Origin of the sequence: Prosthecobacter sp. (assembly GCF_044373815.1) — a bacterium.
Taxonomy (GTDB): domain Bacteria; phylum Verrucomicrobiota; class Verrucomicrobiia; order Verrucomicrobiales; family Verrucomicrobiaceae; genus Prosthecobacter.
The window spans coordinates 1-13,549 of the sequence record NZ_JBIPNG010000143.1 but is presented as its reverse complement, the minus strand read 5'-3'; the positions used below and the strand labels follow the sequence as shown (position 1 = coordinate 13,549).

At 59.7% G+C, this 13,549-nt stretch carries 14 protein-coding genes; 3 read left to right on the top strand and 11 right to left on the bottom strand.

Annotated features, from left to right (window positions below; genetic code table 11):
• Positions 1 to 650 precede the first annotated feature (650 nt).
• The 3 genes from ACIREA_RS13500 to ACIREA_RS13490 form a co-directional block, all read right to left on the bottom strand.
• Complete coding sequence (locus tag ACIREA_RS13500; RefSeq protein WP_397382800.1) at positions 651 to 1,466, bottom strand: murein L,D-transpeptidase family protein; 816 nt, start codon at positions 1,464 to 1,466, stop codon at positions 651 to 653.
• Between the two features lie 14 nt (positions 1,467 to 1,480).
• Positions 1,481 to 2,461 carry a polymer-forming cytoskeletal protein gene (locus tag ACIREA_RS13495; RefSeq protein ID WP_397382799.1) on the bottom strand — a complete coding sequence of 327 codons (981 nt, stop codon included), beginning with the start codon at positions 2,459 to 2,461 and terminating at the stop codon, positions 1,481 to 1,483.
• Between the two features lie 164 nt (positions 2,462 to 2,625).
• Positions 2,626 to 2,991: a polymer-forming cytoskeletal protein gene (locus ACIREA_RS13490; RefSeq protein ID WP_397382798.1), complete on the bottom strand. Its 366-nt coding sequence runs from the start codon at positions 2,989 to 2,991 to the stop codon at positions 2,626 to 2,628.
• Between the two features lie 292 nt (positions 2,992 to 3,283).
• Here ACIREA_RS13490 and ACIREA_RS13485 point away from each other — a divergent pair, with 292 nt between their 5' ends.
• The 3 genes from ACIREA_RS13485 to ACIREA_RS13475 are packed head-to-tail and all read left to right on the top strand — an operon-like array spanning position 3,284 to position 6,354.
• Positions 3,284 to 4,417, top strand: coding sequence for a beta-ketoacyl synthase N-terminal-like domain-containing protein (locus ACIREA_RS13485; protein WP_397382797.1), 1,134 nt, complete (start codon positions 3,284 to 3,286; stop codon positions 4,415 to 4,417).
• Positions 4,389 to 5,243 carry a glycosyltransferase family 2 protein gene (locus ACIREA_RS13480; protein ID WP_397382796.1) on the top strand — a complete coding sequence of 285 codons (855 nt, stop codon included), beginning with the start codon at positions 4,389 to 4,391 and terminating at the stop codon, positions 5,241 to 5,243. The genes ACIREA_RS13485 and ACIREA_RS13480 overlap by 29 nt, the downstream gene beginning before the upstream one ends.
• A gap of 7 nt (positions 5,244 to 5,250) precedes the next feature.
• Positions 5,251 to 6,354, top strand: a complete 1,104-nt coding sequence (locus ACIREA_RS13475) for a glycosyltransferase family 4 protein (RefSeq protein ID WP_397382795.1) — start codon at positions 5,251 to 5,253, stop codon at positions 6,352 to 6,354.
• 41 nt (positions 6,355 to 6,395) lie between these two features.
• Here the strand turns inward: ACIREA_RS13475 and ACIREA_RS13470 are convergent, their stop codons facing one another.
• From ACIREA_RS13470 to ACIREA_RS13435, 8 genes are all read right to left on the bottom strand, one after another.
• Entirely contained in the window at positions 6,396 to 7,622 is a 1,227-nt protein-coding gene (locus ACIREA_RS13470; RefSeq protein ID WP_397382794.1) for a type II secretion system F family protein, read from the bottom strand.
• 42 nt (positions 7,623 to 7,664) lie between these two features.
• The gene (locus ACIREA_RS13465) at positions 7,665 to 8,123 is read right to left on the bottom strand and encodes a hypothetical protein (RefSeq protein ID WP_397382793.1); all 459 of its coding nucleotides are present in this window, start codon (positions 8,121 to 8,123) and stop codon (positions 7,665 to 7,667) included.
• Positions 8,120 to 9,742, bottom strand: a complete 1,623-nt coding sequence (locus tag ACIREA_RS13460) for a hypothetical protein (RefSeq protein ID WP_397382792.1) — start codon at positions 9,740 to 9,742, stop codon at positions 8,120 to 8,122. The genes ACIREA_RS13465 and ACIREA_RS13460 overlap by 4 nt, the downstream gene beginning before the upstream one ends.
• Positions 9,743 to 9,753: 11 nt before the next feature.
• Positions 9,754 to 10,737 carry a type II secretion system protein J gene (locus tag ACIREA_RS13455; protein ID WP_397382791.1) on the bottom strand — a complete coding sequence of 328 codons (984 nt, stop codon included), beginning with the start codon at positions 10,735 to 10,737 and terminating at the stop codon, positions 9,754 to 9,756.
• Entirely contained in the window at positions 10,734 to 11,606 is an 873-nt protein-coding gene (locus ACIREA_RS13450) for a hypothetical protein (RefSeq protein WP_397382790.1), read from the bottom strand. Before ACIREA_RS13450 ends, ACIREA_RS13455 begins: the two co-directional genes overlap by 4 nt.
• A 3-nt stretch (positions 11,607 to 11,609) precedes the next feature.
• A complete protein-coding gene (locus ACIREA_RS13445) occupies positions 11,610 to 12,212 on the bottom strand; it encodes a hypothetical protein (RefSeq protein WP_397382789.1) in 603 nt (200 codons plus the stop codon).
• 20 nt (positions 12,213 to 12,232) lie between these two features.
• On the bottom strand, positions 12,233 to 12,787 hold the full coding sequence (locus ACIREA_RS13440) for a hypothetical protein (protein WP_397382788.1): 555 nt from the start codon (positions 12,785 to 12,787) through the stop codon (positions 12,233 to 12,235).
• 14 nt (positions 12,788 to 12,801) lie between these two features.
• Positions 12,802 to 13,549 (bottom strand): hypothetical protein (locus ACIREA_RS13435; RefSeq protein ID WP_397382787.1); only part of this gene is annotated, 748 nt, incomplete at its 5' end.

Genomic DNA, 13,549 nt, shown 5'->3' with positions numbered 1-13,549 from the left:
CTGTAATCCTGCATCCTGTTAATCCTGTCCATCTCCCCGCGCTCCATCCCAAACACCTCATCCACCGCCACACTCTCACCACAGCATAGCCCGCACAACCCCTGACTCTCCAAAGCCCCACCACCCACCTCCGTCCATCCTGTAATCCTGAATCCTGTTAATCCTGTCCATCTTCCCCGCGCTCCATCCCAAACACCTCATGCACCGCCACACTCTCACCACAGCATGGCCCGCACATCCCCTGACTTCGCCAAAGCCCCACCACCCCACCTCCGTCCATCCTGTGAATCCTGAATCCAGTAAATCCTGTCCATCTCCCCGCGCTCCCCACAAACGCCCCACTCCCTCACCTGACCAAATACTTCCCACCCTCCACCCCAATCCTCGGCACCCTTCGCTCCTTCTCAAACATCTCATACACCGGCACCAACTCCCGCCAAAAATCCCGCACGCTCGCATCCGCACTCCCCATTCGCTCCACCGCCATCAATAGGTCATATAAGCAAATAGGCCCTATCCGATCAACACCCTCCCAATGCCCCACACATCCCACAATACCCAGCCGCTGAAATCATTTTACCCCTAATTATTTTACCCTCGTCCCCTCCGAGACCTCCACCACCACACCTCCCAGCCTCATCCTTTATCCCTCACCTCACCACATACCTCCCACCCACCACCCCAATATCCGGCACCCGCTTCTCCTTTTCAAAAACGTCATAGCCTCCCTGCAAATCCCGCCAAAACTCACGCACGCTCGCATCCGCATCCTTCATCCGCTCCGCCATCATCCGAAACGGAAAACAATGCACCGCCACACTCCGTCCTCCGGAGACCCCCGCCTCCACCACCAAATAAATCTCCTCAATCACCGCATCCGTCATCGCAAAGCATCCCACGCTGCACACATCCCCATGCACCATGATCAAACTCCCCGTCCGCTGCTGCGCCAGATCATACGCATTCGGATACCCGATGTTAAACGCCAGGTGATAACTGCTCGCCGGATTCAGCTGCTTCTGCGTCACGTTATAAAAACCCTCAGGCGCCTGCATGTCCCCCTCACGCGTCTTCGGTCCCAGCGTCCCCGAAAAACACGCGATAGGATAAGTCCGAAACAACCGCCATTCCCCCGACTCCCCCTGCATCCAAAGCTCCAGCTCACGACTCTCTTTGAAGATCCGAACAAAGGCCCGCTGACCCAGCTCACACTTCTTCGCCGCAAGTTCCTCCTGCAGCTTCGGCAGCAGCCGCGCACGCACATCCGCCAGCCGCTCCGGCGCCTTCAGGCCACGCCACTCCTCCGCCGCAGGCGGTGCAGGGTAGGGCAGAGAAAGAGATTCACGCGTGACCATTTGATGGGCGTAGTTGAACCAGGAACGAACGACATGCAATGAACCCGCTCGCATCGCAAGAAGGCACGCGACCACGAGTGCGACCAGAAGCAGCAGCAGGCGCGTTTTCATGACGCAGCCGAATTTCAGGCAACAGGCGGCGGCACTGCAGGAGGCGAAAGCGCAATCTGCTTGCCGCGCACAATGTTCATCGCGCCATTCAGCTCGCCTCCGGGTTCGATCGACACCGACCGCGCAGTCACATCGCCATTGATGGAGCCATTGCCACCGATCAGCACCGGACCCGAGCTGTAGATCGTCCCAGTCAGACGCGCCTGAATCTCCACATCCGTGGCATGCACGGCATTGAGGAAAGCCACGTCCGCACCCTTCTCCACCACAAAGCGCTGGCAGTGAATTTCACCGATGATGCTGCCCGTCGTGCGGAAGGTGGCGTCACCTGAGCACGTGACATTCGCCTCGATGATGCCATGGCACTCAAGATCCCGGCACTGCACGCTGCTGGCCGAAAGCCTGCCGCGTTTGCGGATCAGCACATTGCCGCGCGTCTTGATCGGCTGCGTGGAGGTCATGTTGATCTCCACATCTTCCAAAGAAATGTAGGCCCCGCAGGCAGGGCAGTTAGCCGACTTCGCCGAGCGACCGGTTTTAAACTTATGCCCGCAGTCAAAGCACTCCGCGTCTTTGAAATACTGGTTCCGGTACATGCCCTGCTCCTTCATCTTCTGCAGGGAGTTCGCCGTTTGCGGCGCAGGAGAGGGCGTTGGGGGCGGGGAATTGGATTGCGGACGTCGCTCGCTCGCCGTCGGCACGAACTCAACAGCGGCACTCACAGGCGCGGCTGCAACTGCTTCAGTCGGAGCAGGGACCGGTGCCTCGAACGTAGCCGGGGCATCATCGGGCGGTGGCAGATTCTGGCTCTGTAAAAACGCACCAAACCCATCCGCAGCCGTCGGCGCGGGTTCTGGGGGTGGGGCTGCTGCTGCCGGCAAGGCTTCCGGTTTCTTGACCGCCGGGCTGGCCGCTTCCGGCGCTGCCGCCCAGGAATTGTCCATGCCCACACCGGAGCGCGTCACCGCCGATGCAACCACGCGGCGTTTTTCCACGGTCAGGTGGACCCCGCATTTTTTACAAAAGGTGGAAACAACGAGGCGCGGCTCATACTGAGCCGCGCCACAAGAAGGGCACACCACTTCGATTTGATTCTTAGGTGGCGTGGGAAGGATGCTGGTCTTCGTGCCGAAGAACCGTCCGAACACTCAGGTAGGAATTAAGATTGTTTAGGAGCGCCGCCGAAGGCAGGCTTGGTTTCTGCCTTTTTACCGACCTGGGACTGACCCATGAAGGTGGCGCCTTCTTCGATGGCAAGGGTGCCTGCGGCGATGTCGCCGACGAGGATCGCGTTGCTCTTGAGTTCGCAGCGCTCAGCAACAGTGATGTTGCCTTCGACTTTGCCGAAAATGATGACGGAGCGGGTCTTGACCTCGCCCTTGATCAGCGCGTTTTCACCCACGGTCAGGCTGCCGTCGGAGATAACTTCGCCTTCGATCTTGCCGTCGATGATGAGATCGTGGGAGAACTTGATGGAACCTTTGATTTCGACGTCGTTGGCGAGAACATTTTTACTGGTGGTCATGACGGGAGCTTGATGTGAGCGTTGGGGTTGTGCAGTGGGAGCGGATGCGGTGGAGAGAATCGGTGCGCGTTCGGCTGCAGGAGCCGGTGCGTGTGCCTCAGAACGCCTGTCTTCCTTTTGCCCTTCGGATTGTCCAATGATTTGCCTTAACATGAGGTTTAAAATATAGCTGGTTATTAAGTTGAGTGTCAATCTTCGGCTTGCTTATTTTTTGTCAGTTTGGTGTAAAGGGGGTGCTGAGATGGGTTGCGCCGGGGTGGTTTTGGGGCTGTATCGTATCATGATGGAAAATGTGTTTATCACAGCCGTTGAGACGGCCTGTGTTCTTGGCTTGCGGACGGAGGAGTGCCTGGACGCGCTGCGTGAGCGGCGCGGTGGCCTTGCCCTGTCCTCAAACTTGCCAGGCGCGGGCTTTGATTCTCTCCCTGTGGGCGCACTGCCTTCACGCGAACTGGTGAAAGGCCGTCGCTATGGCTCAGCCAGCAATGCAGCCGTGAAAGTAGCCGCCGCTGCCATACGCCGCGCAGGCTGGACTCCTGAGCAGATCCGCGAAACCTGGCTGTTCGGAGCCAGCAGTCGTGGCAACGCAGGTGAAATACTGGGGGTGAATGCATGGCGCAGACCGCTACGCAAGTTCAGTGCCAGCAACACCATGCACTGTGAAATACCTGCCGCAGTCAGCATCGAGCTCGGCATGCGCGGTCCATGGCAGATGATTTCCAACGGCTGCTCCTCCGGCCTCGATGCCCTCGGCATGGCCTGGATGGCCGTCGCCAGTGGCGTGGCCCCGCGTGCGCTCGTCGTGGCCGTGGATCTCCCCCTCATCGACGCCCTGCTGCAAGACTTCCAAGACACCGGCCTCCTTTCCACCACCGGCGTCAACGATCCCTTCTCCCTCCAGACCAGCGGCTTCTTCCCAGCCGAAGCCGCCGTGGCCGTCACCCTGGAACGCGATGCCGCAGGACTCTGCCGCCTCGAACACTACTCCGCCAACAGCGACGCCTACGACACCCTCATGATCCCCGATGACGGCGGCGGCATCGAATCCTGCGTACGCACCGCCCTGCAATCGGGTGCTCCGGACAAAGTCGTCGCCATCTGCCCCCACGCCACCGGCACTCTCAATCACGCCCGCGTCGAACCTCCGGCCCTCCTGCGTGCACTCGATGGCAGACAAGTCCCTCTGCTTCCCCTCAAGCCCCAAACCGGCCACACCCTCGGCGCCAGCGGCCTGCTGGACGTGGCCCTATTAGCCGCCTGCATGGCCGACCACTGGCTTCCCGCCACACTCCCCGGCCTCACCCCACCCGCCTGCGGCCTGCCCTTGATCGAATCCCCCCTCCACCTCTCAGCAGGCGACCGCGTGGTCAAACTGGCCTCCGGCATGGGCGGCCACAATGCCGCCGTTTCTCTCCGCGTCGTTTGATTCCGTGCTTGGCACCGGCGGTGGATTCGCGAAAGTCGCCCACCGCATGACCCGCCTGCCGCTCTCGATTTCCATCATCTCCCTTAATGAAGAGGCCAACCTGCGCCGCTGTCTCGCCAGCCTGGGAGATCTGGCTCAGGAAATCGTGATCGTCGATTCAGGCTCCACCGACCGCACCGCCGAAATCGCCGCCGAGTTCGGCGCGAAGTTTGTCCATCAGCCATGGCTCGGATACACCGCCCAAAAAAACCACTGCCTCACCCTGTGCTCCCAGGAATGGGTTCTGGCGCTCGATTGTGATGAGGAACTCACCCCCGAATTGCGGAATTCGATACAAGATTTCTTCTCGTCTCACGACGATCAACGCTTCGACGGCGCCTGGATGTCCCGCCTCGTCTTCTTCATGGGCCGCTGGATTCATCATGGCGATTGGTACCCAGATCGGAAAATACGCCTCTTTCAACGCACGAAAAGTCAATGGGCTGCAGATGGTGGCGGACAAGTGCATGAGCGGCTGGAAGTGGCAGGACCCTGCACCACTTTGAAAGGGGACCTCCTGCATTACTCCTTCAAGAACATCCAGCACTACCTGGTGAAACACGTGCAGTATTCCAGCGTCTTTTTGCAGACCCAGGCAAGCAAAGGAAAACGCTGGTCACTCCTGCACACATTGTTCCGCCCCTGCTGGCGTTTCACTCGCGCCTATTTTCTAAAACTCGGCTTTTTAGATGGATTCCCAGGCCTGTGGATCGCCGCCGCCACGGCCTTCTTCACCTTTGATCGCTACAGCCGGATGTATGAAAGCGCAGCGGAGGGCAGGAAGTAGCAAACGGATGAAACTGGCTCTGATCCATCCGCAAATCATCCGCGGCTCCGGCGTGGAGAACTTCCTCATCGAATTCGCCAAACGCCTCTCCTCCGCCGGCCACGAACTGACCTACATCACCTCCCTGACCACCCCCGAGATCGGTGCCTCATTGCCCGGCCGCTGGGAACTGCTCCCCCGCCTCCGTGGTTCAGCCGCCGTGCGCATGTGGCACTTCAACCGCCTGGCTCCCCGTGCGGCCCAGGCGGCGGGGGTGGATCTCAGCATCGGTTTTGGTCGCACCTGCGTGCAGGACGTGCACCGCAATGGCACAGGGTGTCATCGGCTCTATGGAAATCTGCTGCCGTTCTGGCAGCGCTACAGTGTGAAGCATCTTTATGAACTGCACCTGGAGCGCCGCCTCTATGCGGGAAAGGGGACGTCGAAGTTTGTCACCAGTTCCGCACGTGTGGCGGCGCAGTTGCAGGGTGTTTATGGTACCAATGGGGATAGTTACCGCATCTTGTCGCCACCGGTGGAAACACAGCTGTTTCGACCGGCGGAGAATCGCGCCAACACCCGTGAAATTTACTGCCGCAAACTGCAGACGGACGCAACAAAGCCCGTGCTGATGTTTGTCTCGCTCAGTCATCGCCGCCGCGGACTTGAACCGTTGCTGGAGGCGATGACTCAGATTGACGCCACGCTCTGGATCGTGGGCAAAAGCCTGAGTCCCATGATGAGTGATAGGATCAAGCGACTGGGCATTTCCTCACGCATCCGCATCGTGCCGGTGACAAGCAACCTGGTGGAACTTTACCAGTCGGCAGACTGGTTTGTGCATCCCACGCAGTATGATGCCTTTTCAAACACCGTGCTGCAAAGCATGGCGTGTGGACTGCCAGGAATCATCTCTGTCATGGACGGTGCGGTTGATCACGTCCGCAATGGCGAGAACGGACTCATGCTCTACCACCCGCAGCAGGCTCAGGAACTCGCCGACCGAATGCAGGAGGCGCTGGCTTATGATGCCACAACCTGGCAGTCGCTTTCCACCGCCGCACGCGAGACTGTGCTCCCGTTGACTTGGGAACGACACATGCAGGAATGGGCCGAGCTGCTTGGAGAATAAAATCGGTGCTCCGCTCGTGAACGGAGCACCGAGGTGCGTGACTACTTCTTCTTCAAGATGACGTCGCCGAGGCTGAACATGGGGCCGTAGATGGCGTAGATGAGGAAGCCGACCATGACGCCGAGAATCAACATCGTGAGCGGTTCGATCATCTTGTCGAGAGTGGCGGCGAGGTTGTCGAGATCCTCCTCATAGTCATCGGCGATTTCGGAAAGCATTTCCGTGCCGGAGCCGGTTTCGGAGGCGAGTTCGATGAGGCCGCAGAGATTGCGGGCATCGGGCCCGAGCCAATGAGACTCCATGAGGAAGGCTTCGTGAAGAGTGCGGCCGACGGCGATGTGCTCGCGCAGGCGGACGAACAATTCCTTGTAATGGTAGTGCCAGCTGGCCTGTGCGGTGATGTCGAGCGCGCTGCTAAGGCGGACGTTCGATTCGGTGAGCATGGCCAGTGTGCGGAAGCCGGTGGCGGCAGCGGATTTGCGCACCAGGACGCCGACGACGGGAATCTTGAGGAAGAGATCCTGCATGGGCCGCAAGGCAGCAATTTTGCCCCAGTTGGAGAAGAAGATGTACAGACCGACGAAGGGCAGAATGGCCAGATAAGGTCGATGAAGGAAGAGATCGGAAAGAGCGATGAGCACCTTGGTGCCCATGGGGAGATCGGTCTTGAACGAAGTGAAGAGCTTGGCCATGGCAGGCACGAGCGTGAAGCTCATGACGATGACGACACCCACGCCAAGGACGATAACCACGGCGGGATAGATGAGCCCGCCTTTGAGTTTTTTGATGACCTTGGAGGACTTTTTCTGTGAGACGGCGATGCGTTTGCAGACCTTGGAGAGCTGACCGGCTTCTTCACCCGCGAGGATGAGTGAGAGCATGTCATCCGGAAACAGTTTGGGAAACTTTGAGATGGCATCGCTGAATTTATCGCCCACGGAGATGGCGTGGACGACCTCGGCGATCATGCCTTTGTAAGTGGAGGATTTGACGCGGTTGGTCTGGAGCAGCAGCGACTTGGTGAGCGAGATGTTGCGCTCAAGACAGCGGCCGAGGCCTGAGAAAAAGGCGGCGCTGTCATCGGTGTCGGCCTTCGGGCTGGTCAGGCGGTGAAGCTTTTCATCAACGCCGGTGATGGTCTGAACCGTGGTGGTTTCGTTCTGCGCGACACCGGCGCCGATGAGGGCTTTTTCATCGGTGTCCGTGTCCACCAGAGCTTCGGAGGATTTGCCGGAGTGAACGTTGGTGATTTTAACTTTTTTAAGCATGGCGCTAAAGGCTGTGAGATTTCGACATGGCAACTGCGGCCGTCATGGCGGAGCGGTGCGGAGATCGGTGACGAGATGCGGGCGGTAGGCGGTGAGGGTGAAGGAGGCTCCGGCGGCTTTCGTGGAGGGATTCTGCGAGAGGTTCACGATGGCGGTACAGAGGGCCGTCTCCATGACGACGCCGTTGACGGTGGTAAGACCGTTTTCAACGAGCACCGGATTGTTGAACATGGCTTGTTGAAGGATGGCATTTTGTGCCAGAGACGGCATTAGCGCGGTGATCTGCACGGAGGACAGGCCGAGCTGCCAGAGCCGCACGGTGTTTTCCTGGTAATTGCGTGTGATGGCGACTCGGTTGGCGAGCTCCTCCTGCAGCATGAGCGTGGAGGAGAGGCTGACCATGGCGGTGGTGCCGATGGAAATGATGCAGGCGGCGGCGAGCACCTCAATGAGGGTGTAGGCTGCGCGCTGCGCCCGCTGGATGTGCCGATGGATCTTCATGGCGGAGCGACAGGGAGGAAGTAGGATTCAAGCCATGCATCACGGGGCAGAAAGGTGGCGAAAGCGGGGCCGCCGTTAGTGGCGGCGGGGACGGACGGATCGCTGTCGCTGGTGAACAGCAGACGGCTGGGGTTGGTGCCGCCGGCGGCACGGCGTTTGACGGTCCAGTTGGTCATGACTCCGCCGATCCAGCGCACATTTTGGGTCAGGTTGGAGGGCATGTTGTACATGATGCTCTGGTATTCGTTCACCAGAACGCAGCGCCAGCGAAACTCGGAGCCGCTGATGGGATTGCTGACCCATGAGAGTTCGACGGGCCGGCCATTGTCATCCTGAAACGCGAGGACATGGCGGCGGTTGTTTTCGCGTTCGAAGCGGATGTCGCGCACCCAGCGGCCTTTGGCGCCGTTGGGCATGATGGTGATGATGACTGGCTTCAGGGCGGCGGCGTTGGAAAAGGCGGTGGCGTTGCTCTGGCCAACGAAGATGATTTGATCAACGACGCCATAGATGCGCATGTTTTTGAGATACTGGCTGTCGAGCTTGATGAAGAGCACCTTGAGCTTGGTGTCATAGCCTGAAGGCCAGCCGGGCGGGGTGTAGGTGGGGGTGGCCTGCTCGGCGATCCAGTAGGCTTCGGTGGCGGAGTTGAAGACGCTTGCGACATCAATGGTGATGGTGGGGGTGCGGCCGGCAGCGGCTTCGCGATCTTGAAAGTGCCAGAGCGAGTTGTCTGGATTGTCGTTGTTCCGCACGACATCCAGGTAACCGAGGTAGTTGCTGGCACCGGTGCTGTCGATGGGGCCGGTGGTGCTGGGGACCACGGCCATGTTGGAGGGCAGCAAGGCCCTGCCATTCAGATCGGTGCCATAAACGGGGTAGGGGATGGAGGGCGGTTCAACCGTGGAATGGGACTGGATGTAGAGTGATTTGGTGAGAAAGGGCAGCTGCAACGGGCTGGGAGTGGTGCGGACGAACAAGGAAGGCGGGTGATGAAGGACGGTGCGTCCTTGGACGGTCCAGTTCGCGTTGTGCCCGGCACCTCCGGAGCCGGCGTTGGCGTAAACGTCGAGTTCTGTGGTGACGCTGTCGGGCTTGCGATAGATGCAGAAGACGTCCCCATTGAGAACGGGCGGCATGGTTTTGAGAAACTCCCATGAGTTGTAATCATCAATGTTGCCCGCGAGACTGGCGTCGGGGCGGGTGAACTGCTTCACATCGATGTAGGTGGCGCCGGGGCGCAGTCCGGTATGATTGAACGGGAACACGGTGCTCATGCCTCCTGCCGTGCTGCTGGAGGTGTACACATTGAGATTGGCCCAGCCGTTCTTGGTGTTGAATCCTCCAATGTCGCTGCCGAGCATGGTGTTTTGACTGGCGGGCAGGGTGTTGTTGGGGTCAAATGCCTTGCTGGTGATGCACTGCCAGGCCAGGAGACGGGAGCTTTCGACGCCGATGTGGCGTTTGCAGACATCCTCCAGATAACTGACCTGAGAGGCGCGTGTGCTCATGAGCGTGACCCAGGAGGTCACAAAAACGCCGCCGACAATCATGAGCATGAGCGCTGCCGCCATGAGGGCGCCGCGCGTGCTGCGATGAGGATGTCTGGTGATGCGCATGACTGGGGGATTCAGAGGGCCGGAAACATCGGCACGGTAAACATGAAGGCGGAGCGCCCGGCCATTTGATTGTAGGCCTGGCGCGGATCGGTGGAGGAAAGGGTGTTGGCGATCTGGCCTAGATGACGGGCGGCGGGATCCGGCCACCAGATGAAGTAGAACGGACGTTCAGACGCACGTTTGAAACGGTCGATGGTGGCGGGCGACTCGCGCAGGGCCAGACGTGACGCGCGCTCAAAGGTGATGAAGAGCGGAGTGAAGCCATCCGTGGACCATTGGGAGGAGTTGGTGGGGCTGGGGATGGAGGGTGGAAAAAACACATCGTAACCGCCCATGTAGGTCAGTGAGGACGGGGTGATGCTCAAGGTGGCGTCAGCGTAGCGTTTGACCGAGGCGTGAATGCCATTGGGTTCCGTGGTGCCGGTGAAACGGATGAGGTCGATGTCATAAATGGCGTTGACCTTGAGGTAGCCGGAATACTTGCTGTAGCCGAGCACAAAGATGCTGGCGTTCTGGGGGACGGCGGTCCCGTCATTGAGCGGGTTGCGATAGTCGCGATAGAGTGAAATTGAAACACCGGCGCGCGCGATGATGTGGGCGCGAAATTTTTGCGGGGTGTCGAGCTCGTCGTCGGTGCTTGAATTGTAGGGGATCACCGAAGGTCTCCAGGTGTTCATGCCGTCACGGGGAAGGCAGTAAACGGCGGTGGCGCTGAGTGTGTCCGTGAGAAACTGCTCACGCAGTTCTTCTGCCAGCGACAGGGCGCCGTATTGGGGTGCCATGCCCACATCGACCGTGCTGCTGGAGGTGCCATAAAAATTCTGCGAGCGGATGATCCCCAGCGGCACGGCCACCATGGAGGAGACGCTTGGCTGGCTGCGCATGAGCGTGCCATAAGAGACGACAGCCCCGCCGAGGATCATGGCAGAAAGCGCGAGCACCAGCAGGAGTTCCACGGAGGTGAAGCCTCCTGGCTGATGGACGCGGCGGATCATTTGGGGGCAGGTGTAGGATTGCCAAAGAGCATGCGCACCACGGACTCAACCGCAGGAGAGGCAGGAGGTGGGGCCGTAGGAGCGGGTTCCAGTGGCTTTTCGGGCATCGATGTCACCTGCTGCTGCGCAGGTGCGGGTGGGGTGGCGGGGGCGACTGCGGGAGGCTCAACCATGCGGGGCGGAGAGAAGGGCAGCGGATCATCCGCGACGACTTGCGCACGTGGTGGTGCTGCAGGTGCAGGTTCGTCGGCAACCACGGTGGGCTGAGGACTTTGCGGGGCGACTGCCGTATTGGCTGAAGGATCGCGCAGCGGCATTTCCATCTTGGCGTTGGGGCCCTTGCTTTCTTTTGATTCAGCATCGGTCTGCCCAAACATCTGATAGCGGACCTGGGGGGAGATGTTGATGGGAATGGTCATGATCTTCGGTGGCAGGCCGGTGAGGCGTTTTTCCTGCCATGCGAGCTCGATGTACTGCGCGGTGATGTTTTTTACCTTCAATTCGACCATCTGATCCGGCAGCACCGGAGGGACGGGGCGTCCGGTCTCCAAAATGATGTCTCCCAGCAGGACGCGCATGCGTCCATCCGCCATGCGTTTGGTGCCGACCACGGGCAGTTTGAGAAGCTTGTCGCGAACGCGGTTTTCCTCGGTGTCACCGGTGGACTTTCGGCTGAGGGCCTCGGTTTCGGATTCAAAGGGATTGTGCTCCTCAGGCTTCACATTTTCCGGGGTCTTCTCCTCCGGCAGCACGAGCTGGTATTGAACGCGCTTTTCCCCCTCCTCGCCGGCGGCTTCCTGGGCATGGCTGGAGGCGGCCATGAGAGTGAAGATCAGGCCCGGCAGCAGCAAGCTGTATGCAAAGTTCATGGACTAGGATTTTGTGGCTTTTGGCGTGGGCTTTGGCGCGACCTTTTTCTTGTCTGCGTCTGCGGCGGCAAGATCAAAAATCGGCGTTTCAAAAGAGACATCCATCTTCAGCTGTGTGCCCGAGCTGCCGCCGGTGATCTGCACCACTTTCATGCGTGCGGTGGGCAGGCGGCGTTCGATGTCTCCCAGCCAGTTGAGCACCTTGGCAAACTCTTCCTCAATGGTGAGCGTGGTGATGACGGATTTGGGGATGAGCTTGTTGCCCACCGATTGTTTCGATTCGGTCTTAATTGAGCGCACCAGGCTGATGCCGCGCTCGCGCAGGCTGAGCTGGATGGTCTGCTCCGCCTCCTGCTGGGTCTGCACATGCTCGATGGCCGGCAGCCAGGAACGGAGAAAGCGCCGAACTTCTTCGGTGTTGGCCTTGAACACCGTTGTTTCGATTTCAGCCGTGGCACGTTCGCTCTCGGCGGTAACTGCGGCGGTCTCGGCATCCTCTGCCTCGGCCCGCGTCGTGGCCACCGTTTTGTGGATGATCTGAGCGGTGTAGGTCATCGCACCGATGATCATGAGCAGGATGACGCAGGCAAGTTGCTTGGGATTCATGCAGGAAAGATGTGAAAGGGTTAATCCGCCTGGCGGACGAGTGTGGAATGGTATTCGACGACGTCGCCGTTCTTGGTCTGCTGCGGTGAGGCGGAGCGGTAGAGCAACTGACCAAGCGCGGCTTCGATGGCGGCAAGCTCCATGGAGACCTTGGAGCCGTTCAAATGGATGGTGAGAGCGATGTTGGCGGGCACCTGCTCATTGCGTTCGAGCGCCACCTGGGTGATGCGGGTGTCGGTCTGCACGGAGCGAGCGATCTTGACGGCGATAGGCTGAAGGTTGCGGGCACCTTCCATCCACTGGGCGACTTTTTCGGCCTTGGTGGCCTCGGCCTCGAGATCTGCCTTTTCACTTTTGAACGAGTCACGCTGGGTTTCGCTGAGCGCCTGGCGCTCCTGGGCGTCCACTTTCTGCTTGAGCGCCTTTTTGTAGTTGAAGTAATCCATGGACATCACGTAGGCGCTGCCGATCAGCGCCACGTAAAAGATGACGGGAATGGCACGGAATGACGAAGGCAGACGGCGCGAGGTGTCGATGCGCGGCGATTTGAAATCATGGCAGAGATATTCGTTCATAAGAAGTGCGTGGCTTAGTGTTCCCCGATGATGGTCCAGAGCAGATCATCCTGAGTGAGATCGGCGGCACCGACCTTCTCAAGATGCAGCATCAGTTCTGTGCGGAATTTGCTGTCATGGCCGTCGCCGACAAAGTAGACGGGGCTGCCCTGGGGGACCTTGGCAAGCAGCGGGCTGATGATTTGGAGGGCGGTTTCCACCGCCTCGGGGCCAAGGCCGCTACGGCAGCGAATGTCACGCCACTGGCCTTCCTGCTGCACCAGCACGGCGAGCGAGCCTTCACATGCTGCGATCAGGACGAAGTCTGAAGGGGTGCCCCCGGAACTTGCGCGAAAGATGCTGAGGATGGCATGCTCCAGCATGGCAAATAATCCGCAGCTAACGCGCCCGGGCTTGAGCTGAACGGTTTTGAGAACGTCCTCGGTCACTTTGACCAGAGATTCCTCCACGGCGAGGAGCAGGCTGGCGGTGGTCTCGGGATGATGGCAGATGGCGTAGCGCTTGCCGCGGTCATACTTGGGACCCAGCACGGCACGCGGGTTCGTGCGCAGCAGGCTGACGCAGTTGTCACCGCGCATGAGGTTGTTTTCGAGGCTGATGATGAAGCGGTGGTTCACGGAGACGGAGCACCAGCCACCATCCGCCATGCCACGCCATTCTTCGCCTTTGAGCGGGGCGGCGTCGGCGAGCTCTCCCTCCTGCGTGCCACTTTCCTCAAAGCGTCCGCGTTTGTTGACAGAACGCCAGCTCACCGAGCCGCGG

Excerpts from the sequence above, each read along its gene's own strand:
- ACIREA_RS13480 (WP_397382796.1), top strand. The coding sequence starts at position 4,389 with ATGCCGCCGTTTCTCTCCGCGTCGTTTGATTCCGTGCTTGGCACCGGC.
- ACIREA_RS13450 (WP_397382790.1), bottom strand. The coding sequence starts at position 11,606 with ATGAACTTTGCATACAGCTTGCTGCTGCCGGGCCTGATCTTCACTCTC.
- ACIREA_RS13470 (WP_397382794.1), bottom strand. The coding sequence starts at position 7,622 with ATGCTTAAAAAAGTTAAAATCACCAACGTTCACTCCGGCAAATCCTCC.
- ACIREA_RS13460 (WP_397382792.1), bottom strand. The coding sequence starts at position 9,742 with ATGCGCATCACCAGACATCCTCATCGCAGCACGCGCGGCGCCCTCATG.
- ACIREA_RS13440 (WP_397382788.1), bottom strand. The coding sequence starts at position 12,787 with ATGAACGAATATCTCTGCCATGATTTCAAATCGCCGCGCATCGACACC.
- ACIREA_RS13455 (WP_397382791.1), bottom strand. The coding sequence starts at position 10,737 with ATGATCCGCCGCGTCCATCAGCCAGGAGGCTTCACCTCCGTGGAACTC.
- ACIREA_RS13500 (WP_397382800.1), bottom strand. The coding sequence starts at position 1,466 with ATGAAAACGCGCCTGCTGCTGCTTCTGGTCGCACTCGTGGTCGCGTGC.
- ACIREA_RS13445 (WP_397382789.1), bottom strand. The coding sequence starts at position 12,212 with ATGAATCCCAAGCAACTTGCCTGCGTCATCCTGCTCATGATCATCGGT.
- ACIREA_RS13465 (WP_397382793.1), bottom strand. The coding sequence starts at position 8,123 with ATGAAGATCCATCGGCACATCCAGCGGGCGCAGCGCGCAGCCTACACC.
- ACIREA_RS13475 (WP_397382795.1), top strand. The coding sequence starts at position 5,251 with ATGAAACTGGCTCTGATCCATCCGCAAATCATCCGCGGCTCCGGCGTG.
- ACIREA_RS13490 (WP_397382798.1), bottom strand. The coding sequence starts at position 2,991 with ATGACCACCAGTAAAAATGTTCTCGCCAACGACGTCGAAATCAAAGGT.